Raw genomic sequence first — 22,550 nt, forward strand, 5'->3', positions numbered from 1 at the left:
GCCTTAAAGGAAAAGTACATGACTATTCAGAGCATTAAAAAAATTGCTGTAATCAGTACCCTTAGCCTGGCGGCATTCACCCTCAACGCTTATGCCGCTGAGCGAATCGCATTTATCCCGAAACTGGTTGGCGTGGGATTTTTTACCAGTGGCGGTAACGGCGCCCTGGAAGCCGGTAAAGAACTGGGGGTTGATGTCACGTATGACGGCCCAACGGAGCCCAGCGTATCTGGCCAGGTTCAGCTCATCAATAACTTCGTTAACCAGGGATTTAACGCCATTGTGGTTTCCGCCGTTTCACCGGATGGCTTATGCCCGGCGTTAAAACGCGCGATGCAACGCGGCGTGAAGGTATTGACCTGGGATTCGGACACCAAACCGGAATGCCGCTCGTACTACATCAATCAGGGCACTCCAGCCCAGTTAGGCGGCATGTTGGTCGATATGGCCGCAAATCAGGTCAAAAAAGAGAAAGCCAAAGTCGCCTTCTTCTACTCGAGCCCAACGGTGACCGATCAGAACCAGTGGGTGAAAGAAGCCAAAGACAAAATCGCCAAAGATCATCCGCAATGGGAAGTCGTCACCACGCAGTTTGGCTATAACGATGCCACGAAATCGCTGCAAACCGCAGAAGGCATCATTAAAGCTTATAGCGATCTTGACGTCATCATCGCGCCGGATGCCAACGCGCTTCCCGCCGCCGCTCAAGCCGCAGAAAACCTGAAAAACACCAACGTGGCGATCGTCGGATTCAGTACGCCAAACGTGATGCGTCCATATGTTGAACGCGGCACGGTGAAAGAGTTTGGTCTCTGGGACGTGGTTCAGCAGGGCAAGATCTCCGTGTACGTGGCCGATGCGTTGCTGAAAAAAGGGGATATGAACACCGGCGACAAGCTGGAGATTCCGGGTGTAGGCCAGGTTGAAGTCTCACCAAATAGCGTACAGGGCTACAGCTACGAGGCGAAGGGCAATGGCATTGTGCTGCTGCCGGAACGCGTGGTGTTCACCAAAGAGAATATCGATAAATACGATTTCTGATTTTCCTTCCGTAAACGTGGAGTAAAAAATGGCTGATTTAGATGACATCAAAGATGGTAAGGATTTCCATACCGATACGCCGCAACGCAATACCCCCTATACGCTTAAGGGGTGCGGCGCACTTGACTGGGGGATGCAGTCCCGACTGTCGCGCATTTTTAATCCTGAGACGGGAAGAACGGTCATGCTCGCGTTTGACCACGGCTATTTTCAGGGGCCGACGACGGGGCTGGAACGTATCGATATCAATATCGCCCCCCTGTTCCCGCTCGCCGATGTGCTGATGTGTACACGCGGTATCCTGCGCAGTGTCGTCCCTCCCGCCACGAACAAACCGGTGGTCCTGCGCGCCTCTGGCGCAAATTCGATTCTCACCGAGTTAAGCAACGAGGCGGTCGCGCTCTCGATGGATGATGCCGTTCGCCTCAACAGTTGCGCCGTCGCGGCACAGGTGTATATCGGCAGCGAGTACGAGCATCAGTCGATCAAAAATATCATCCAGTTGATCGATGCCGGCATCAAAGTCGGCATGCCGACAATGGCGGTAACGGGCGTGGGGAAAGATATGGTGCGCGATCAGCGCTACTTCTCACTCGCCACCCGTATCGCCGCAGAGATGGGGGCACAGATCATCAAGACCTACTACGTCGATAAAGGTTTTGAGCGCATTGCCGCCGGTTGTCCGGTCCCCATTGTGATTGCAGGGGGGAAAAAACTGCCTGAACGTGAAGCGCTTGAGATGTGCTGGCAGGCGATCGATCAGGGAGCATCCGGCGTCGATATGGGACGTAACATCTTCCAGTCCGATCACCCTGTCGCCATGATGAAGGCCGTTCACGCCGTGGTGCATCGCAATGAAACGGCTGACCGCGCGTATGAACTCTATCTGAGCGAGAAAAACTAACAAAGCCATGGGCCTGCCAGGCGGGCCCATGCGTTTTTTAAGGAGAACGGTATGCATGTCACTCTGGTGGAAATTAACGTCCACGAAGATAAAATCGCCGAATTTATCGACGTATTTCGCCTGAATCACCTGGGCTCGGTGCAGGAAGAAGGAAACCTGCGTTTTGACGTCTTGCAGGATCCGGAGGTTGAGAGCCGCTTCTATATTTATGAAGCCTATAAAGATGAAGCGGCCGTTGCGTTCCATAAAACCACGCCCCACTACCTTGCCTGCGTAGAAAAACTGGAATCGCTGATGAGCTGTCCGCGAAAAAAACGCGTCTTCAATGGATTGATGCCATAAGGAACTCAAAAATGAACCGTCCGTTTGCCGGTTTGAATCGCACAGAGTGCGTATCGTTGATGAAGCGCTACCCGTTAAGCATCGGCATCCTTGCCGGTCAGTGGCTCAAACTCGGGGAGTATCTGCAACATCTTCGCACGCTTGAACAACCCGTTCTTCACCTGGATCTGATGGACGGGCATTTTTGCCCTCAGTTCACCGTCGGCCCCTGGGCTATCGCGCAATTGCCGCAGCATATGATCAAGGATGTCCATCTTATGGTGGATAACCCCTGGCCTGTCGTGCAGGCCAGCGTAAAGGCAGGAGCACACTGCGTCACGTTACAGGTGGAAAATACGCCTCATCTGCACCATATGCTCCATTGGCTGGGTGAACAAAAAGCAGAAGTATCCGGCGGTACGATGCCGATTTTACGCGGGATTAGTCTGTGTCCGGCAACGCCGCTGGAACACATTCTGCCGGTCATTGAAGACGTTGAAATCGTTCAAATTCTGGCAGTAAACCCTGGCTATGGTAGTAAGCTCAGCAGGTCTGCATTACTGAGACGCATCGCCCAGGTGGTCGCATTACTCAATGCAGCGGGTAAGCGAGACTCCACTTTGCTGGTGGTTGATGGTTCGCTAAACCTGGAGGAACTTCCGGAGATAATCGCCAGCGGCGTTGATCGTGTGGTCTCCGGCAGCGCACTCTTCAGGAACGATGCGCTGGCGGACAATATCTCCCGCTGGCTCACTACGATCCATTCAGCTAAATAATGTTCAACGATAACCATACCCGCAGATTGTGCGCTGACAGGCCCTTTTAAGATCATCACGTCAACAACACGGTAATGGCAGCGCACAATCCTGAGCACGATAACCAGGGAACTTAGGGCCCTTATAAGCCCCCATTTGAAGCTATTCGTCACGAGAAAATAGCGCACTGAAAGGCATAAACCTTTCACGCGTTTTATTCATCCTCTTTATTTCAACATACTGACTGCTCTCCTCCGCCCGTAACTTTCACAAACCTTGAGCGCTTTTATTCCACCAGGCTCACATTATTTTTTATTTATTCAGCTTTGCGCTATTTCACGTGAGCTCTCTCACAATTACCCGACCATTCTGCGCCTATAAAACGCTCAACGAGTGATTGTTTTACGTTCTACGGAGATAGCTATGTCATTTTCTGTGCAGGAAACGCTGTTCTCGCTTTTGCAGTACAACGCGATTTCAGGACACGAAAACCCCGTTGCTGAAATCATGCTGCGTGAATTCAAGCGTCACGCGAAAGAAGTCTGGAGAGATCGATTAGGAAATGTCGTCGCCCGCTACGGCAGTGATAAGCCCGATGCGCTGCGGCTGATGTTTTTTGCGCATATGGATGAGGTCGGTTTTATGGTGCGCAAAATAGAGCCGTCTGGATTTTTGCGCTTTGAGCGCGTAGGCGGCCCTGCGCAGGTCACGATGTCGGGTTCCGTCGTCACCCTCGCCGGGGACAACGGGCCGGTCATGGGATGTATCGGCATTAAGTCATACCACTTTGCCAAAGGCGACGAACGCACGCAGTCGCCTTCCGTCGATAAACTGTGGATTGATATCGGTGCCAAAGACAAAGATGACGCCATACGGATGGGCATTCAGGTGGGGACGCCTATCACGCTGTATAACCCGCCCCAACTCCTGGCAAACGATCTGGTGTGCAGTAAAGCGCTTGACGATCGCCTGGGCTGTACTGCCCTGCTCGGCGTAGCGGATGCTATCAGTACCGCAGAGCTTGATATCGCCGTGTATCTGGTGGCTTCGGTACAGGAAGAATTTAATATCCGCGGCATTGTTCCCGTATTACGCCGTGTAAAACCCGATCTGGCGATTGGTATTGATATCACGCCATCGTGCGACACCCCTGACTTACACGATTATTCAGAGGTCAGGGTTAATCAGGGCGTGGGTATCACCTGCCTGAACTACCATGGTCGGGGAACGCTGGCGGGATTAATCACGCCCCCTCGCCTGATACGGATGCTGGAACAGACGGCGCTTGAACACAACGTTCCGGTGCAGCGTGAAGTGGCACCCGGCGTGATAACAGAAACAGGTTATATCCAGGTTGAGCAGGATGGTATTCCCTGCGCCAGTCTTTCCATTCCTTGTCGCTATACCCATTCTCCAGCGGAGGTTGCCAGCCTGCGTGATTTGACTGACTGCATCCGCTTATTGACCGCTCTGGCAGGTATGCCAGCAGCGCATTTTCCCGTTGAGCCTGATTCAGGCGCTACACAAGAGGCACATCCATTATGAAAAAGATCCTTGTGGCATGCGGTACCGGCATGTCGACCTCAACCATGATTGCACACAAACTTCAAGAATTTCTGACTGAACAAGGCATTGCGGCCACCACCGCCCAGTGCTGTCTGAATGAGATCCCACTGAACTGTAACGGCATGGACCTTATTGTGACCTCCATGCGAACCAACAGTGATTATGGCGTCCCTACGCTTAACGGCGCCGCCCTGCTCACAGGGATCAATGACGACACGTTAAAACAACAAATCAAGGCTCTGTTAACCCAATAAAGGAGGCATTATGTTTGATTACATCCTGTCTCTCGGCGGTACCGTTTTTGTCCCCATCATCATGATCGTGATTGGCCTTATCTTCCGCATCCCCTGGCTGCAGGCGATTAAGGCAGGGGTAACGGTCGGGATCGGTTTTGTCGGTATGGGGCTGGTGATCGTCATGGCGATCGACAGCCTCAGTCCCCCTATCAAAGTCATGATTGAACGCTTTGGCCTGACCCTGCATGTCTTTGACGTTGGCGCCGGCCCCGCCTCCGGCGTTGGGTATGCGACGGCCATCGGCGCCATGATTATCCCGGTGATTTTTCTGCTCAATGTCGCCATGCTGGTCACCCGTCTGACCAAAACGATGAACGTCGATATCTATAATTACTGGCACTACGCCATTACGGGTACGGTGGTCCAGTTGATGACCGGCAGCCTGATTTACGGTGTGCTGGGGGCAATCTGCCACGCGGCGCTCTCGTTAAAGATGGCCGACTGGACGGCGAAACGAGTACAAAGCATCGTCGGGCTGGAAGGTATTTCGATACCGCAAGGCTACGGCTCCAGCTCGGTACCCTTGTTCGTTCTACTGGATGCTATCTATGAAAAAATCCCGTTCATGAAGGGACGCAACATTGATGCTCAGGAGATCCAGAAACGCTACGGCATGGTCGGCGATCCGGTGATTATCGGCGTAGTACTCGGCCTGATTTTTGGCCTTGCGGCGGGGCAAGGTTTTAAAGGCTGCGCCAGTCTGATGATTACCGTTGCGGCAATCATGGTGCTGTTTCCGCGCATGATCCGCCTGATTGTTGAAGGCCTAATGCCCATCTCCGACGGCGCAAGAAAGTTCTTCCAGAAGTATTTCAAAGGGCGTGAAGTTTACATCGGTCTGGATACCGCAGTGACGCTGGGCCACCCAACCACCATTGCCGTTGGCCTACTACTGATTCCCATTATGTTAATTCTGGCCAGTATTTTACCGGGCAACAAAGTGTTACCCCTCGCAGACCTGCCGGTCGCTCCGTTCTTTATCTGTATGGCGACGGTTATCCACCGTGGAGACCTGATCCGCACGCTGATAAGCGGGGTCATCGTGATGATTACCGTCCTGCTGATCGCCACCCAGTTCGCGCCTTATTTCACCGAAATGGCGCTTAAAGGCGGTTTCAGCTTTGCCGGTGAAAGTGCGCAAATCTCGGCATTGTCCGTGGGCAATATGTTCGGCTGGTCGATTTCCGAACTGATGTCGCTTGGCATTATTGGCGTTGTCGTGGCGGTCGGTATTGTCGGCAGTGTCGTCCTGTTCTTACGTAAACGTGAACTATCAGAATAAGGAGTACTTTAATGAGTTGGCTGAAAGAAGTTATTGGAACGGAAAAAGCCGTCATCGCTATGTGCCATATACGCGCATTGCCTGGCGACCCGGGTTTTGATCCGCAAAAGGGGATGAACTGGGTTATTGATAAAGCCGGTGACGATCTGATAGCGCTCCAAAACGGAGGAGTGGATGCCGTCATGTTCTCCAACGAGTTTAGCCTTCCTTATCTCACGAAGGTGCGTCCGGAAACGACGGCGGCAATGGCGAGAATCATCGGGCAATTGATGAATGATATCCGCATTCCATTTGGCGTCAATGTGCTGTGGGATCCCGTCGCCTCATTCGACCTGGCGATGGCCACCGGCGCTAAATTTATCCGCGAAATATTCACCGGCGCCTACGCCAGCGATTTCGGCGTCTGGGACACGAACGTCGGCGAAACCATTCGTCATCAGCATCGCATTGGCGCAGGCGGAGTAAAAACGTTATTCAATATCGTCCCTGAAGCTGCCGTCTATCTGGGTAATCGCGATATCTGTTCGATTGCTAAATCGACGGTCTTTAACAACCACCCTGATGCGCTCTGCGTTTCTGGCCTGACCGCCGGGGCACGTACCGACAGCGCGCTATTGAAACGGGTCAAAGAAACGGTGCCTGATACGGTAGTATTGGCTAACACGGGCGTCTGTCTGGAAAACGTTGAGGAACAGCTCAGCATCGCCGACGGCTGTGTGACAGCCACCACGTTTAAAAAAGACGGTGTTTTTGCCAATTTCGTTGACCAGGCGCGAGTCAGCCAGTTTATGGAGAAAGTACATCATATACGCCAATAAGATGGGGATAAGCAGAGCGCTTATCCCCGGCAGAAAGCTATAGCCCTTCTGCGATCCCTACCGCCTTCGCCAAAAGTATCGGTGGGGATCGCTGTCAGAGTAACCCGAATCGGCAAGGAGTCAACTACGGATGATTAACGATCTTAAATGGGTACAGGCACAGCGTGAAGCCGCAGACTGGCAGCAGGCCATCGAGATCGCGACCCGCCCGCTGATCGCTTTTGGCGCTGCGCAGCCAGGCTACGTTAACGGTATCATCGAAAATACCCTTAACTGGGGGCCTTATTATCTTATCGCCCCGGGTATCGCATTACCTCATGCCCGGCCAGAACAAGGGGCAAACTTTAATCAGGTCAGCATAACGACGCTAAGCACGCCCGTTGCTTTTGGTCACGAGGAGTGCGATCCAGTCTGGCTGCTATTTTGCGTGAGCGCCACGGATGCCAACGCGCATATTCTGACGATTCAGCGCATCAGCCAGTTTATTGACTCCCCGCAACGGCTAGCGGCGGTGCGTGACGCAAGGACCGACGATAGATTGTTTGCGCTGGTATCAGGTTAACGGAGGTCCCCATGATTCTGCACCCTTCTCTCGCCTCTGCCAATCCTCTGCGCTATGGACATGAGCTGGCGGCATTAAACGATGTCGATATGGGGTCCGTGCATCTGGATATTGAAGACAGCAGCTTCATTCCTAACATTACCTTTGGGATGAAAACGGTGCAGGCCGTTGCACGGCAAACGCACCATCCACTGTCCTTTCATTTCATGGTTGCCCGGCCACAACGCTGGTTTGACATGCTGTCGGAAATCAGACCCGCGTGGATCTTCGTTCATGCAGAAACGCTGGAATATCCCTCAGAAACGTTAGCTGAAATCCGCCGAACCGGCGCACGAGCGGGGCTCGCGCTAAACCCGGCCACGCCGCTTGACGCATACCGGTATCTGGCATTACAGCTGGATGCAGTGATGGTGATGACCAGCGAGCCAGATGGTCAAGATCAACGTTTTATTCCGTTGATGTGCGAAAAGATAAAAAAAGTACGTGAACTTTTTCCTCAAGCAGAATGCTGGGCAGACGGCGGAATTACGCTGGCAGCAGCACAGCAGCTGGCGACTGCTGGAGCGCAACATATCGTCATTGGTCGCGCTCTGTTCTCTTCGTCTGACTATCGTACGACCTTAGCTCAATTCGCTGCCCTGTAAGAGGAGATTTCTTCCGATGAGCCAACAGAGACCTGACCGTATCAAACAGATGCTGCACTACCTGTGGCAACATCGCCATCTCTCCACACAGCAGGCCATGGAACTCTTCGGCTATGCGGAGGCGACCGTCCGTCGTGATTTTCAATATATCGCCAGCCAATACCCAGGCATGATCCGCGGCCACGGCTGCCTCGACTTCGACGACAGCTCCGATGATAAAGAGTACGTTTTCGACGTGAAGCGAACGTTACAATCGGAGGCGAAAAGAGAAATAGCCGCCCTTGCCCGCAGCCTGATTAAAGAAGGCGACTGCTTTTTTCTCGACTCCGGTTCAACATGTCTCGAACTGGCAAAATGCCTGGCCGATGTGCGGGTGAAAGTCATTTGTAACGACATCAAAATCGCCAATGAATTGGGGTGTTTTCCGCATGTTGAGAGCTATATCATTGGCGGTCTCATCCGACCGGGCTACTTTTCCGTAGGTGAAAGCCTTGCCCTGGAGATGATTAATGCTTTTTCAGTAGAACGCGCATTTATCTCCTGCGATGCACTCTCGCTGGAAACGGGGATCACCAATGCCACCATGTTTGAGGTCGGCGTGAAAACACGGATTATTCAACGCTCGCGTGAAGTTATTCTCCTGGCCGATCACTCAAAATTTGATGCCGTTGAGCCGCATGCGGTAGCAACATTGTCGTGCATTAAGACGATTATCAGCGACAGCGGATTATCAGAGACGATTGCGCAGCGTTATCAGCGAGCCGGATGTCAGCTGTTTCTGCCTCACTCAATAAAGTGATAAGCAGGTTAGTTCGACTCGGTAAAACTGAGCACCAGTATGAAAGCGGCAACGCATCGGACATAATCAGAGAGTAGCCGTCAGGCGGTGGCTTTTGTGGTCGCTGAGACCGGGGCAGATGAATCATTTAACAGGAAGTCTTATGCAAATAATATCGCCAGGGTGCATCATTCGGCCATTTCAGCCACACGAAATCGATAGTTTTATGGTGTATCGCAATGATGCTGAATGGATGAAATATCAGGGGTTTAAGGGGCTAACAAAAGAGGACTATGAATCATCATTGCTGGGCGTTCTTACGCTTACTCAGGGCATACAATTAGCCATCGTCAACAAGCGGACGCAGGTTTTGATGGGTGATATCTATTTACGTCAGCAATGCGATGTATTTTGGCTCGGCTATACCATCAGCCCCGCTTATGCTCGCCAGGGATATGCATTTGAAGCCATTACCGCCACCATCGGCTGGATAAAAGAGAACGGTTTTTCACTCATCAAAGCCGGTGTGGATCCGGAAAATACCCCTTCAATAAAATTACTTCTCAGGACTGGCTTCCATTTTTCAGGCATCGAAGAGGGTGAGCATATTTATGTTCTGGATTTAACAAAAGGAGAATAACCTCCAGAGGGGAAAAGCCGATGCGGCCATATCTGGGGGCACGACAACATGCATTCGTCAGTTTCATCTGATTTTTGCAGTAAATGGGCTGGCGTTCGATTTCCGAAGTACATCACACTTTTTCGACTGAAATATATCCCTGCTAAAACTACGTGTTACTATTCGCTCCGTAAATACCTTTCAACTCAACCCGAGGCTTTGATGCTGGAGAATGTAATCATCCGATAATCAGCTCCCCGACCTTTTCAGGCCGGACTGATTATCAATGCGCCGAAATCGAATGCAGACACCGCTGTGTGTTTGCACGTTTTGCACATGATGATTAAACAGGTTTTCCAGTATGAATTTATCCCGTCAGGAACAACGTACCTTACACGTTCTCGCCAAAGGTGGCCGAATCGCGCACGTCCGCGATGCATCAGGCCGCGTCACCGCCGTTGAATGCTACACCCGCGAAGGGCTGTTACTCACCGACTGTACCCTCGCTACCTTCAAAAAACTCAAAACCAAAAAACTGATCAAATCCGTCAATGGTCAGCCCTACCGGATCAACACCACCGGGCTGCACAACGTTCGCGCTCAGCTCGATAATCGCTAAGGAGAATATCTATGACAGCAAACCACTTCACTTTAGATATCACTAATGAAAGTGATGCCAGTGATATCCAGGAAGTCGAAACCCGCGCCTTTGGCTTCAGCAAAGAAGCCGATTTAGTGGCCTCTTTACTTAAGGATGAAAGCGCGCGCCCTGCATTATCCCTGCTGGCCCGACATGAAGGCAAAGCCATCGGGCATATTTTATTTACCCGGGCCACATTCAGGGGCGCAACGGATTCACCTCTGATGCATATCCTTGCTCCCCTGGCGGTCATTCCTGAATACCAGGGTATGGGCGTCGGGGGACTGTTGATACGTACTGGCATCGAGCATCTGAGGTTGATGGGCTGCCAGAAGGTTTTTGTTCTCGGCCATGCCACCTATTATCCCAAACATGGATTCGAACCCTGTGCCGAAGACAAAGGATATCCAGCACCTTATCCCATTCCGGAGGAACACAAAGCCTGCTGGATGGTGCAATCACTCACCGCTCAGCCAGGTAACGTTACCGGCCACATCCAGTGTGCGCAGGCCCTGATGAAACCGGAGCACTGGCGTGAATAGCCATTTCCTGAAGGCTTTACCCAATAACAGGAATTAACTCATGGATATTCCACGTATTTTTACAATTAGTGAAAGTGAGCACCGCATTCACAACCCGTTCACGCGGGAATACTATGGCTGGGGTGTATTCGCGTTAATGGCGCGATAGCATGACGCAGGCGGCACAGCCAGAAAACTGTGCCGCCCTTTAGTTAAAAAGCGCGTGGCACTTAAACGGGTGCGCTGACCTCGGTGTCCGCATTATTATTGTATCCCCCATGACCAAAATCGAAATACCTGCAATACAAATGCAAATATCATATTTGCGCCCTGTTCATCGCCTCTGTAATTTGTGTTTGATATAAACGCAATAATTTCAGGGCGCTATTGTTTCATATGATAAGACTTGAAAACATAAACAAAACGTACCCTGGCAGTACGCACGCCGCGATCGGCAAATTAAATATCGTTATCAATGAAGGTGAATTCTGCACATTCGTTGGCCCCAGCGGCTGCGGGAAAACCACTATATTACGTATGATTAATCAACTGGATATCCCGGATGCCGGTTCGGTTTATGTTCAGGGTATTAAAATAGCCGATGCCGATATTATTCAGGTGCGGCGAAAAATCGGTTTTGTGATGCAAAGTGCAGCCTTATTTCCGCACCGGACCGTTTCTCAGAATATCGCCACCGTTCCACGCCTGCTTGGCTGGAATAAAAAGCATATTCAGGCGCGTATTGATGAACTGGTTGAGATCATGTCCCTCGACCCGAGCCTGCTTGCGCGCTACCCCCACCAGCTTTCAGGCGGGCAGCAAGGGCGGGTGGCGATTGCCCGCGCGCTGGCGGCCGATCCCCCGATTCTGTTAATGGATGAACCCTTTGCGGCCATCGACCCGGTCGTGCGGGAAAAGCTCCAGGACGAACTGTTGCAACTCCAGCAGCGACTGCACAAAACTATCGTGCTCGTCACCCATGACATTAATGAAGCCATTCGCCTGGGCGATAAAATTGCCATCTTTCAGGAAGGCGGCGTCCTGGCTCAGTTTGATACGCCCGATAGTATCCTCGCCCAGCCGGCCAGCGAGTTCGTGGCGCGATTCATCGGGCCTGAGCCCAACTTAAAACGCCTTGCCAGGCTTCAGGTTGGGCAGCTTCCACGTCACGATGTTCCCCTGGTGGACGAGGAATTAACCCCTATTTCCAGCCAGCATCCGGTGGTTGCCAGCCCGTTGCGGCTGGTGCTCGATAAACAGCTGCGTCCGCTGTACTGGCTCGACCCAGAGCGGCGCACCACCCTGCCCGTTTCACTCACCCTGAAGGCGCTTCACTCCCTGCGTTTCGCCTACAGCGCACTTCTGGATGCGCCGGGTGGAGTACTGGTGCACGTCAACGGAGACGGTCAATATCAGGGCAGTATTTCCCACGGGCTGCTCCAGCGCGTGCTGGACGGGCATGTAGATGTTCGCCGCTATGATTGACTGGCAATGGATTGCGGATAATCAGGGGCCGATTGCCGCCCTACTCTGGCAGCACACGCTGCTGGTGGCGGTATCGCTCTTTTTCGGTACGGCGCTCACCGGGGTATTGATTGGCCTGACCCTGCGCTGGCCCGCATCGGCTCCGGCGCTGCTTGGTCTGTGCGGGGTGCTGTTTACCATCCCCTCACTGGCGCTGTTTATTCTGTTGATCCCATTTACCGGCCTGTCGCTCACCACGTCAGTGATCGGCTTAACGCTCTATTCATTGCTTATCCTGCTACGTAACGTGGTCGCCGGGATAGAGAAACTGCCGTCGGACGTGCTCGAATCCGCCCGCGCGTTAGGCTACACACGCTGGTACCGGTTTGTTGACGTTGAGCTGCACCTGATTCTCCCGTCTTTGTTTGCCGGGCTGCGTATTGCCTCGGTCACGCTAGTGGGGTTGGTCACGGTCACGGCGCTGATTGGTCAGGGCGGTCTTGGGCAACTGCTGCTGTCGGGCTTTAACCAGGATTTCCTGACGCCGATCGTGGTGAGCGTGGTACTGAGCCTGGTGCTGTCGTTTATTTTTGACTCTCTGATAGCGCGTCTGGGCTATTGGGTTACGCCGTGGGCACGCTAATGGACATCTTAACCGCAACCTGGCACTGGTTAACTCAGCCGGACCACTGGCTCAGCGATACGGGGATCCTGCTGCGCTTGCGCGAGCATCTCTGGTATGTGCTGGTGAGCATGGTCATCGCCTCAGCCATTGCATTACCGCTGGGAGTGGCGCTGGGCTACTGGCGCAAAGGGGCTTTTCTGGTCATCAACCTGTTCAACATAGGCCGGGCGATCCCGTCCCTTGGCCTGATTTTATTGTGCATTATTCTGTTTGGTTTCAATGATGTGCCGGTGTTTCTTGCGCTAATCGCTTTGTCTGTCCCGCCGATCCTGACCAATACCTGGGTCGGGATTTACCACGCAGACCGCACCCTTTGCGACGCCGCCACCGCGCTTGGCATGACGCCTGTACAAAGCCTGTGGCAGCTGCGTATCCCGCTGGCGATGCCGTTGATCTTTGCTGGCATTCGCACCGCGCTGTTGCAGCTTATCGCCACGGCGGTGGTCGCCGCCTATGCCGGGCTGGGCGGGCTGGGCCGCTTCCTGATTGATGGCCTTGGGCAGCGCGATATACCGCAGGTCATTTCCGGCTCCCTTGTGGTGACGCTGCTGGCACTTGCCTGCGAGGGGATATTTTCACTTATCAACAATGTGTTATTTCAGTCAAAGGCCGCACCCGCAATAACGGAATCATGATAAAAACCACCTGCAAAAAAAGAGGCACTATGAAGCAATCATTATGGCAAGCGTTTAACCGCCGTGGATTTAAGTTATCCCTTCTGGCGGCAGGATTATTCAGCTTAAGTTTTACCACCCTGGCGGAAACCGTCACCATTGGCGGGGCAAACTTTACCGAAAGCTCAATTCTTGCCAATATTTACGCCAGCGCATTAAAGAAAAATAATATTGATGTTAAAACGCGGCTTAATCTGGGTAACCGCGAAATTATTATTCCGGCCCTGAAAAGCGGTGAAATAGATATTGTCCCGGAATATCTCGGCGCGCTGCTGAATTATTATGACACGAAAACCCTGGCGACCACCCAGAGCGACGTCAGCGCCGGGCTGGCAAAAGTGCTGCCGGCAGAATTCACGCTGCTCACCCCCTCTTCCGCCAGCTCGGTCACGGCCTGGGCCGTCCGCGCCGAAACGGCCAAAAAATATGGCTTAACCAAACTCTCCGATCTGACGCCTGTTGCACACGAGCTGGTGATCGGCGGCCCGCCGGAGTTTCCGGTTCGCGCCCTCGGTTTGCCGGGCCTGAAGCGCGTCTACGGCCTGGAGTTTAAAGAGGTGAAATCCCTCGACATGGGCGGGCCGCTGTCCCGCCTGGCGCTGAACTCCGGCAAAATTGATGTGGCAACGGTGGTGTCCACCCAGGGCTCGCTCGCCAAAGAGGACTGGGTGGTACTGGAAGATGATAAACACGAACAGCCAAGCCAGAACGTTGTTCCGCTGGTACGCAAAGCGGCGCTAACGCCAAAAATCGACGACATCCTCAATAAGGTGTCTCACAAGCTGGATAACACCGCCCTGGTCGAGCTCAACAAGCAGGTCGACCTCCAGCACAAAGATCCTGCTGCCGTGGCAGAACAATGGGTCAACGCCAATCTTTAACGCTTTTAATTATTAATGGCCAGGGATCGGCCACAACCTGACACGGGCCCCACAATGTCGCACAACACCATGATCCTGAACCTGTTCTTTTTCAATCCACAGGGTGATTACCGGTTCTCATGGCGTCATCCGGACGCCCCCGAGCACGAGATTTTCACCCTCAACTACTACACCGCCCTTGCGCGCAAGGCCGAAGCCGCCACGCTTGATGCCCTGTTCATTGCCGACCATACCGGGATCTGGGACAGCGGCCTTGCCCATTACGCCAATGCCCGGCTTGAACCGCTGACGCTACTCTCGGCGCTGGCGGCCGTGACGGACAATATTGGCCTGATGGCAACGGCTTCAACGTCTTACACCGAACCCTATAATCTGGCGCGCTATTTCGCCTCGCTCGATTTCCTGAGTAACGGGCGCGCAAGCTGGAATATTGTGACCTCCTGGCTGGAAGAAGAAGCCGCCAATTTCGGTCTGGATCAGATCCCGCAGCACGGTAATCGTTACCAGCGCGCCGGGGAGTTTATCGATGTGGTCACCCATCTGTGGGACTCATGGGAAGATGGCGCGCTCCTGTTTGATAAACCGCGCGGGCTGTTTGCCGATGAAGACAAAGTGCATCATCTTAACCATCACGGCGATTTCTTTAAGGTGCGTGGCCCGCTCAACGTGCCACGTCCTCCGCAGGGACATCCTGTTCTTGTGCAGGCAGGCTCTTCCGAAGCCGGTAAGCAACTCGCCGCCAGCAAGGCGGATATGCACTTTGTGTTTATCAAGTCCATCGAGCAGGGAAAAGCCTACCGCGAAGAGATGAATCAGCGCCTGAAAGCGCTCGGGCGTTCGCCTGAAGCCTTTAAAATCATCGCCGGGGTGTTGCCGGTGGTGGTGAATTCCGAAGCCGAAAAAGCCGAGCGCCAGCAGCTTAACGCGCAGCTGATGAGCGATCGGATGGCTATCGATCTGCTGTCGGCTTATCTGAAGCTGGATCTGAGCCCTTATCCCTACGATAAACCGCTGCCGCCGCTGCCGGACGAAGCCAACTTCGACGGTATTCGCACCGTACTGCAGCTCATCCGGGATTACGACCCCGCCCTGACCATTCTGGAGCTGGGGCGTCTGCTGCTGCAAAGCTCCGACAGCTGGCTGGTTATTGGCAGTGCGCAGGAAGTTGCCGACACGCTGGCGGACATCTATCTTTCCGGAGCAGTAGACGGCTTTAACCTGATGTTCCCGCAGTTGCCGGGGGATTTTGATCGCTTCGTGGAACAGGTTGTCCCTATTCTCAAAGCTAAAGGGGTGATGAAAGCCGAATATGCGGCGGGTACCCTGCGGGAAAAACTCGGCCTTCCGCTGGCCAAAAACCACTTTGCCTGAAGAGCTACAGCCGGGTAACACCGGCTGTTTGCGCCGCCTTGCGCCAGTCCAGTAACCGCGAATAAGGCTCGCGCGTCACCTCGCTAAACCCGCCTATCAGCAGCGCGGCACAAATTTCCCGGTATTCCGGCGCACTCACCAGCGTATGAAGCGCCTCGCGCAGCGCAGCCAGCGTGTCGGGAGAGGTTTTCCCGGCGGTGATAAGCGGTAATCCAGGCGCCAGCGGGCTTTGGTCGATAATCGCCAGTCCGTCCAGTAACGCGGGTTCATGACGTTGTAATAACGCCCAGGTAACGCAGTCGATGGCCGCAATATCTCCTTCACCGCGCTTCACGTCATGAAGCGACTGACGATGGCTGCCGCTCAGGGCAACGCGCGAGAAAAAACGCCCGTTCACCGCCAGAGGTGTCACCATTTTCATGAGTACGTTGTAACCTGACTGCGAATCTGTGGAATTGCACACCACCGCTCGGCCGCGAAAATCAGCAAAGGTTTGCTGTTTATCCTCTTCACGCGCCACCAGCACGCTGCGGTAATAGATGTTCTCGCAGCCCGGCGCGGTGTAGTGAAAACAACCAACCACCTGAACGTCCCAAAGCTGCGTCACAAGTGGGTAGCCGCAGGTCTGGCTCAGGAGCAACTGCGGGTTTTGCCAGTGTGCCACCAGCGCCTCCTGCGGCAACGCTGGCGTGAGGCTTTCTACCGGCACGCCCCGGGCAACCAGCAGTTTCTGAACCGCCAGCCACAGGGCATCGGTGTCGTGGCGATTAACGGCATACATCGGGAATGCCAGCGGATCACCCATGACCGTCTCCTTTATCGATCCCCGGATGCACCGTCACGTCCACCGCTTTCCCCCAGAAATGGCGTAACCATTCGCCGTATCCCTTCACCAGAAAACCGTGGTTGCGCTGCTGATAGGCATCGCGATTGTGCAGATAAATCGCCTTCAGCCCGTACCAGGGCACGCCCGGCAGATCGTGATGTACAGAATGATAGTTAAGATTCAAAAACAGAACCCGCCAGAATAGTCCGGCCTCGTTGATGACCGAACGCGCCAGCGGATCGTCCGCCGCCCGGTGCTCAAAAAAAGATCGCACTTTGGTCAGCGCCAGCGCGGGGTAACTCACCGCCACAACAAACCACACAGGCGAGAAGCCGAGGTGCGACATCCAGCCAAAAAGCACGGCGAGTAAGGCCACGTGGGTGAGCCACATCAGCATGGCGGCAACCTGCATGCGGTGAAAGGCGGACACGGCACTGCCCAGCGTCTGCGCGATATCTATCAGCGGCGCCAGCAACAGCCGTCCGATAAAGGTATTACGCAGATGAATCACCCGCTTCTGCCACGGGCGAAACCGCGCCCAGCTTTCATCGCTAAAGTAATAAGACTCAGGATCGTCCACCGGTATGGTAAGGTGGTCATTACGGTGATGCGCCAGATGGGAGTCGCGGTACAGGCCATACGGATACCAGACCGCCAGCGGCAGCGTGCCAAAAAGCTGGTTCAGCCGGGGGAAGCGGGTGGGATGTCCGTGGATCAACTCATGCTGTAGCGACATGTACCAGGCGGTAAACCCGATAAGCAGCATGGTGGCGGGATATAAGCCCAAGGCCTGCCAGTTCGCCAGGGTCGCAAACCAGCCGCCATAAATGGCCATCATTATTATCCAGGTCGGGAGTTCGCTGCGCCACAGGATGCTGGTTGAAAGCTGGTGAATATGTTCTCGTTGTTGTTGGTGCAAATAGAGGGAGTTTCGTTTACCCATTCCTTCAGACGCCCTTTCCGCCAGTGTATATATGGCATGAAGATCCGGGATAACGCCTGAAATAACAAAGAACTTAAATCGCTATGCTTTGCCAGAAAAACTGGGGCAGCACCGCTGTAACATCAGATTAGCCGCCGGATGATAATAGACTCTGAAATTACGACGTTGAAGAAACGCCAGGCGAACGCCTTCAGCGTCGCCGGACATTGGCGAGGGATATGTTGTACTTCGCACCAGCTCTAAGCAGCGCCGATTTTGAGGACATTTTAAAATGGGAAATATGCGCTCAATTTTCGCGATGCAAAAAGATGCTTAGGCACATTTAAAAGCCAATATCTGCTGCTGACCACCTCAATAAGAGGCGGTGTTAATCCAGGGATAAAAAACCCGCCGCAGCGGGTTTGAGGTTTACCAGTAATATTCCATGGGCCGATTATTTGGCAACCAAATCAGACTATCAGGAGCTGCGCCAGTGACTACAGCATGCGCCAGGGCGCGATCATCAGCGCGACGTCGGCGGGTCGTATATAAGTTGTTCCAGTAACCCGGATTCTTGCTGTAGTTTACTCGGGGCGCATTGTCTCCATAACGATCGGCGTAGTGAATATGCTTTACACGACAGCGAGTAGCGTACTGTACGCGCCAGTGTGGCAATGGTTTACCGTGGTAATCACGGTCTTTACGGGTATTGAAAGTAGACATTAGTAAGCTCCAATTAAGGTACCTACAAATGTTCTCCGGTGGTGTCATAGTGCATTTATCCTCCTGCTAATCGGTATATCGCAAGCGGTCGTTAATCTCCTGCCAGCTCATACCGTGATGCTCACGCTGATTTCCACACAGAGGGCAAGAGCAAGATGTTGGGGTGCGTGCAATGATTCCGACCATACGTGGCGACATGCCGACAAAAAAATGAAAATACTGGCGACGCTTCTGCTTTATACGGCGCTCATGGTGGCGGCGCTCCGCTCGTGTACGTGACATTTTGAAACTCCATGATGCAGGGGCTCATTGCCCCTGCTTATGAGTTCCGAATGGGTAATCGGGCGAAAATTAATCACAATTGTTCTTCTCTCCTGGCAAACGTGCCATCAGCCTTCGCTATTGACTCAACCAACGCAGCAATTGACGGTTCATAGGCCATTTCGCCGCCTGGATGTGTGATGCCGCACCATTCTACCGGGTATTCTGGCGGAAGATTAGGCGCCTTATCCCATAGACGGTTACCCAAAAACGCACATTCTCAAGCTGCCATAGTGATATCGTTCAGGCGCTGGAATATCTCCCAACGGCCTACAAGGTATGGTGGGTTAATCGGTTAGCGGTCATCACCTCTTTACCCTGCCGCTTAGCTTTTACAGGACGCACAGGAAGCCAACATCTTTCAGGCATCGCCATTCTTTAGTGTCACAAATACGGCACAAGAGAAAACGGGGGTTACTTAAAAGTGAGAGAACTGATTGATTTAAATGGTGCGATAATAGGAACCGATAACTAAACATAAGCTGCTGATTTATATTGAAAACTTAAATTCGACAAATAAAACTATACACACCACTATACACATCGGCGATAGCGTTCATTTTTGAACCTGATTCTGGGTAAGAAAAAGTTTTTTTACACTTAACTGTTCACACTGTTCACCTCGATTATTTCTCATTTCATATCATATGGTTAGGTGGTGATGAGTTGGTGAATAGTGAACAGTCGACTCTTCACCATTGTGATTTGTTCTCGTTCTGGATGTGCCCGGTCAGGCGATGAGTGGGGGAGGATAAAAAGTTTTTTCAGGTTTTACTGTTCACTCTGTTCACCTTTAGTTTTTTATCAATAATTTCATAGTGATACAGGGTGAATATACGGTGAAGGGTGAACAGTGGATTGTTCACCCTTCATGGCAGAAAAATATAAATTGCAGGTAAGAAAGACTATTCTGACGCAGATAAGTTAGTGTTATGTTTTTATCTTAAGCAAAGCTTTCTCAATTTTGGCTAGATTTTCAGCAATCTTTTTCTCATTACTATTATCTGAGGCATCCACCCTAGCCAGTGATAACAATTCAATATAACTTTCATTAGTAATATTTCTTGCGAAAGGGTTCTTGCTATTAGCTTTACGGAAAGTTGTAGTTACTCTAATTTTTTGGTCACCTAAAATCTTCTTAGAATCAGCGAAATTTCCAAGCCTCAATATCCTGCATGAACCTGGTGCAAGGAACGGTATGCCTGAAACCAATGCCCCCCCCGTTAACGCACCATACTCACAATTAGAAAGTGATTGTTTGAAGATATTTTCATTAAAACTGAAGGTTACATCCTTTGCAGCACTTTTACCTATATTCTTAATTACAATATTTAAAACAGTTTTAACTTCATTATTTTGTTCAAGGTAAACAATGACGTCCGGGTAGGTGCTTTCTTTGTAAACAAGGTAACTAATACATGATGAGCCAACGGCAACCAACATTGTTAATATATTTATTAATAGCCCACCGGTCTGAAAGTAATCCATTTTCTACCTCTCGAAAAACAGATGAAATATTCGACCATTATACACATCTCGTAAATCATTATGTCAGCAATTAAAGTAACAGACCGGCTATTGCCGGTCTTAGGTTGGTTATGCCGCGGCGGGGTCATCGCACTTCGGCAACCAGTCGCCGTAGCTTTCCTCTTTCAGCGACAGGTTAGTCTGTATCCCCTGCTTAGTGTGCCGTTTCTCATAATTCAGGCCGTACTCTTTCAGCATCATGGGCAGCCCCAGCCCGAACATTTTCAGGCTGAGCACGTTCCTGTACCCATTAGCCTCCATATAGGCCAGATACGCGTGATAGAGATATTTACGGTAATTACGCGGGATGATGCTGGCATTGCCCATAAACAGCCCGTTTGTCTGCGGGAGCATTTCCAGATAGCCGCAAAAATCAAATGTCGGGTCAGCATCGCGCTTAATGCTGAGCGCCTCGTCGGAGTTCTGCTGCGACTGGAGCAGTGCGCGCGCTGCCATCGGGTCGCTGAACTTCTGCATAAGCTGGCGCACGATAACGGCCAGCTCGCACGCAATTTTATCCCTGAGCTGCGGGTCGCGTTCCTCCGGGGCAATCTGCTCCGGGAAGTGAATAATCACCCGGCGGCGTGACACACCGCCGCTGCGGTCGGTGAAGCGCATCGGATTGTTGTTCACGGCCAGAATCACCGCCGGAATATGTGTTGAGTAGGGGTTCTGGTATTTCGGATCAACCGAGACTGCATCGCCGCCGGTGATGGCCTTAAGCCCTGCACCGTCACCGCTCCATTTTTCCTGGTCTGGCAGACGGATAAGCGAGAAGCCAATCAGGGAGGCACGCTTGCGCGGGTCTTCCAGTGTGTCGATATCGGCTGACGTGGCGTTATCTTCCCCGGCGAGCAGGGTCGCGATTTCGGCCAGAATACTTTTGCCGCTCCCGCCGGGACCGGTGACTTCGAGAAAGAGCTGCCAGTCGTAACGGTTCGCCAGCACCATAAACAGCGCAGCCAGAATCACGTCGCGTTTTTGTGGATTTTTACCGGCCGCACGGTCGAGCCAGCGCCAGAAGTTCGGCGCGTGAGTCTCCAGCATTTCCCCGTCCACCGGCGGGGTAAAATCCACGTCGCACAGCGTGCGCAGCCAGTGCGATTTATGGTGCGGGCTGAATACGCCGCTTTGGGTATCGAGAACCCCGTTGCGAAAGCCAATCAGACGGCGCGCCGGTGTATCCTGCTGCGGAATAATCAGTTTCAGGGTCTCCACCACCGAGGCAATTTTCCCGGACGAGAACGGGGCGCGCAGACGCTGGAATAAGTCAGCCACATTCCGTGAAAAAGTGGCGGCAGGGATATTTTTCCAGATGCCGTTTTCATAGCGGGACAGGAGCTGGCCGTTCGCATCCACCGCCAGCGCTTCGCCGTAATGCTCATGCACCCGCAAGGCCTTGTCGCTGGCGCTCATGGCGGTAAATTCTGCCTCGCTCATGGTATCAAACGGACTTTGCGCCGGTGGCCGGATGGCGTCATAAATGGCTTTCCGGGTGGCTTCTTCACCTTTCTGCATAAACGCATCATTCCAGTCACCGAACAACGGCGGCAGGGCAACAATGCCCTCACAGGCATCTGCGGCTGCAGCGGCTTTACTCTGGCCGTCGCCGTTAAGGTCTCGGTCGGCGGCGAGGACAATCTGACAGGCCGGGTATTTGTGACGGGCAAGGCTCGCCAGAGAAAGGAGGTTCACGGAGGACAGCGCCACCATGACGGTTTCGCCGGTCAGGTGATGCACGGTGAGTGCGGTCGCATAACCCTCCGCAATCCACAGGCGTTTTCCGGCTTGTTTTTTCCCTTCGATGACATGATATGCCCCTTTAACCTGACCGCCTTTCAGCGTGCGTTTGAGACCGTCTGCATTGATAAGCTGAAGGTTAACCAGTGCGCCGGTATCGTCATAAAGCGGGACAACCACATCACCGGCGCGGAACATCACGCCGCCGGTTTTATGTATGGCGGTGAGCGTCAGACATTCCAGAGCGTGAAAACCCTTGCGGGTGAGGTAGGCGTTGCCGGTGTCCGGTCGGGTTTTCTCCATGAGCCTGACAGCCAGCGCGGTCGCCGCTTTGCGGTCAGCCTCCGTTTCAGCCTCTGCGGCCGCAATCACTTCCGGGGCAACCGGCGGCAGGTTGCCGGTCACGGCGTTTATCTTTCCGGCAGCCACTGACGGGGTCACGCCAAACACTTTCTCTACCAGCTTAAGCCCGTCACCTGCGCCACACTGATTGCAGAACCACGTCCCGCGCCCTTCTTTATCGTCAAAGCGGAAACGGTCAGAGCCGCCACACACCGGGCAGGACTGATGGCGGTTTTTAATCACCTTCACACCCAGTGCCGGGAGAATGTTCGGCCAGTGGCCGCACGCCTGTTTTACCGTTTCTGTTACGTTCATTTTCATCGTTGT

General features: G+C 52.9%; 22 protein-coding genes and 3 pseudogenes. 21 read left to right on the top strand and 4 right to left on the bottom strand.

The genetic code is table 11. The features are described 5' to 3' along the window. The first annotated feature begins 18 nt into the window (after positions 1–18). The 20 genes and pseudogenes from lsrB to ABTW00_RS18645 all read left to right on the top strand — a co-directional run bounded on the left by lsrB (position 19) and on the right by ABTW00_RS18645 (position 15,822). Positions 19–1,041, top strand: a complete 1,023-nt coding sequence (gene lsrB, locus ABTW00_RS18550; protein ID WP_433636766.1) for an autoinducer 2 ABC transporter substrate-binding protein LsrB — start codon at positions 19–21, stop codon at positions 1,039–1,041. Positions 1,042–1,069: 28 nt separating this feature from the next. After that, on the top strand, positions 1,070–1,945 hold the full coding sequence (lsrF, locus tag ABTW00_RS18555; protein WP_286584785.1) for a 3-hydroxy-5-phosphonooxypentane-2,4-dione thiolase: 876 nt from the start codon (positions 1,070–1,072) through the stop codon (positions 1,943–1,945). Positions 1,946–1,996: 51 nt separating this feature from the next. Beyond that, the gene (gene lsrG, locus ABTW00_RS18560; RefSeq protein ID WP_433636768.1) at positions 1,997–2,287 is read left to right on the top strand and encodes a (4S)-4-hydroxy-5-phosphonooxypentane-2,3-dione isomerase; all 291 of its coding nucleotides are present in this window, start codon (positions 1,997–1,999) and stop codon (positions 2,285–2,287) included. A gap of 11 nt (positions 2,288–2,298) precedes the next feature. After that, positions 2,299–3,042 carry an epimerase gene (locus ABTW00_RS18565; RefSeq protein ID WP_433636770.1) on the top strand — a complete coding sequence of 248 codons (744 nt, stop codon included), beginning with the start codon at positions 2,299–2,301 and terminating at the stop codon, positions 3,040–3,042. A 402-nt stretch (positions 3,043–3,444) separates the two neighbouring features. Beyond that, positions 3,445–4,566 carry a M42 family metallopeptidase gene (locus ABTW00_RS18570; RefSeq protein WP_433636772.1) on the top strand — a complete coding sequence of 374 codons (1,122 nt, stop codon included), beginning with the start codon at positions 3,445–3,447 and terminating at the stop codon, positions 4,564–4,566. Next, positions 4,563–4,841, top strand: a complete 279-nt coding sequence (gene sgcB, locus ABTW00_RS18575; RefSeq protein WP_433636774.1) for a PTS sugar transporter subunit IIB SgcB — start codon at positions 4,563–4,565, stop codon at positions 4,839–4,841. Before ABTW00_RS18570 ends, sgcB begins: the two co-directional genes overlap by 4 nt. A 10-nt stretch (positions 4,842–4,851) precedes the next feature. Further along, positions 4,852–6,165, top strand: a complete 1,314-nt coding sequence (gene sgcC / locus ABTW00_RS18580; RefSeq protein WP_433636777.1) for a PTS sugar transporter subunit IIC SgcC — start codon at positions 4,852–4,854, stop codon at positions 6,163–6,165. Between the two features lie 11 nt (positions 6,166–6,176). Next, positions 6,177–6,983 carry a BtpA family protein SgcQ gene (sgcQ, locus tag ABTW00_RS18585; RefSeq protein ID WP_044710995.1) on the top strand — a complete coding sequence of 269 codons (807 nt, stop codon included), beginning with the start codon at positions 6,177–6,179 and terminating at the stop codon, positions 6,981–6,983. Positions 6,984–7,113: 130 nt separating this feature from the next. Then, entirely contained in the window at positions 7,114–7,545 is a 432-nt protein-coding gene (gene sgcA / locus ABTW00_RS18590; RefSeq protein ID WP_433636781.1) for an SgcA family PTS sugar transporter subunit IIA, read from the top strand. Between the two features lie 11 nt (positions 7,546–7,556). Then, positions 7,557–8,189: a ribulose-phosphate 3 epimerase family protein gene (locus ABTW00_RS18595; RefSeq protein WP_433636784.1), complete on the top strand. Its 633-nt coding sequence runs from the start codon at positions 7,557–7,559 to the stop codon at positions 8,187–8,189. Positions 8,190–8,205: 16 nt separating this feature from the next. Beyond that, complete coding sequence (locus tag ABTW00_RS18600) at positions 8,206–8,988, top strand: DeoR/GlpR family DNA-binding transcription regulator (protein WP_433636786.1); 783 nt, start codon at positions 8,206–8,208, stop codon at positions 8,986–8,988. A 142-nt stretch (positions 8,989–9,130) separates the two neighbouring features. After that, positions 9,131–9,607 (top strand): GNAT family N-acetyltransferase, encoded by a 477-nt coding sequence (locus ABTW00_RS18605; RefSeq protein WP_433636789.1) that lies wholly within the window; start codon positions 9,131–9,133, stop codon positions 9,605–9,607. Positions 9,608–9,947: 340 nt separating this feature from the next. Continuing rightward, positions 9,948–10,205 carry a YjhX family toxin gene (locus tag ABTW00_RS18610; RefSeq protein ID WP_433636791.1) on the top strand — a complete coding sequence of 86 codons (258 nt, stop codon included), beginning with the start codon at positions 9,948–9,950 and terminating at the stop codon, positions 10,203–10,205. Between the two features lie 11 nt (positions 10,206–10,216). Next, positions 10,217–10,764 (top strand): annotated as a pseudogene (locus ABTW00_RS18615) (GNAT family N-acetyltransferase). 44 nt (positions 10,765–10,808) lie between these two features. Beyond that, positions 10,809–10,883 (top strand): annotated as a pseudogene (locus ABTW00_RS18620) (SAM-dependent methyltransferase); the annotation flags it as partial. A gap of 260 nt (positions 10,884–11,143) precedes the next feature. Continuing rightward, positions 11,144–12,232 carry an ABC transporter ATP-binding protein gene (locus tag ABTW00_RS18625; protein WP_433636793.1) on the top strand — a complete coding sequence of 363 codons (1,089 nt, stop codon included), beginning with the start codon at positions 11,144–11,146 and terminating at the stop codon, positions 12,230–12,232. Beyond that, on the top strand, positions 12,225–12,854 hold the full coding sequence (locus ABTW00_RS18630; protein ID WP_433636795.1) for an ABC transporter permease: 630 nt from the start codon (positions 12,225–12,227) through the stop codon (positions 12,852–12,854). The genes ABTW00_RS18625 and ABTW00_RS18630 overlap by 8 nt, the downstream gene beginning before the upstream one ends. Further along, positions 12,854–13,531 (top strand): ABC transporter permease, encoded by a 678-nt coding sequence (locus tag ABTW00_RS18635; protein WP_433636797.1) that lies wholly within the window; start codon positions 12,854–12,856, stop codon positions 13,529–13,531. The genes ABTW00_RS18630 and ABTW00_RS18635 overlap by 1 nt, the downstream gene beginning before the upstream one ends. Positions 13,532–13,560: 29 nt before the next feature. Beyond that, the gene (locus ABTW00_RS18640) at positions 13,561–14,451 is read left to right on the top strand and encodes an ABC transporter substrate-binding protein (RefSeq protein ID WP_433636799.1); all 891 of its coding nucleotides are present in this window, start codon (positions 13,561–13,563) and stop codon (positions 14,449–14,451) included. Between the two features lie 54 nt (positions 14,452–14,505). Then, on the top strand, positions 14,506–15,822 hold the full coding sequence (locus tag ABTW00_RS18645; protein WP_433636801.1) for an LLM class flavin-dependent oxidoreductase: 1,317 nt from the start codon (positions 14,506–14,508) through the stop codon (positions 15,820–15,822). Between the two features lie 4 nt (positions 15,823–15,826). On the opposite strand, the gene ABTW00_RS18650 is transcribed toward ABTW00_RS18645, so the two are convergent. Next, positions 15,827–16,627 (bottom strand): phosphate/phosphite/phosphonate ABC transporter substrate-binding protein, encoded by an 801-nt coding sequence (locus tag ABTW00_RS18650; RefSeq protein ID WP_433636803.1) that lies wholly within the window; start codon positions 16,625–16,627, stop codon positions 15,827–15,829. Then, a complete protein-coding gene (locus ABTW00_RS18655; RefSeq protein ID WP_433636805.1) occupies positions 16,620–17,591 on the bottom strand; it encodes a fatty acid desaturase in 972 nt (323 codons plus the stop codon). The genes ABTW00_RS18650 and ABTW00_RS18655 overlap by 8 nt, the downstream gene beginning before the upstream one ends. Before the next feature lie 141 nt (positions 17,592–17,732). On the opposite strand from ABTW00_RS18655, the pseudogene ABTW00_RS18660 reads away from it, so the two are divergent. Further along, positions 17,733–17,917: pseudogene (locus ABTW00_RS18660) on the top strand (hypothetical protein); the annotation flags it as partial. A 1,627-nt stretch (positions 17,918–19,544) separates the two neighbouring features. Here the strand turns inward: ABTW00_RS18660 and ABTW00_RS18665 are convergent. Both ABTW00_RS18665 and ABTW00_RS18670 read right to left on the bottom strand, forming a co-directional pair. Next, complete coding sequence (locus tag ABTW00_RS18665) at positions 19,545–20,102, bottom strand: hypothetical protein (RefSeq protein WP_433636807.1); 558 nt, start codon at positions 20,100–20,102, stop codon at positions 19,545–19,547. Between the two features lie 108 nt (positions 20,103–20,210). Beyond that, positions 20,211–22,544: a primase-helicase zinc-binding domain-containing protein gene (locus ABTW00_RS18670; protein ID WP_433636809.1), complete on the bottom strand. Its 2,334-nt coding sequence runs from the start codon at positions 22,542–22,544 to the stop codon at positions 20,211–20,213. Positions 22,545–22,550: the final 6 nt, after the last annotated feature.

This window comes from Kluyvera georgiana (genome assembly GCF_050990895.1).
Lineage (GTDB): Bacteria > Pseudomonadota > Gammaproteobacteria > Enterobacterales > Enterobacteriaceae > Kluyvera > Kluyvera georgiana.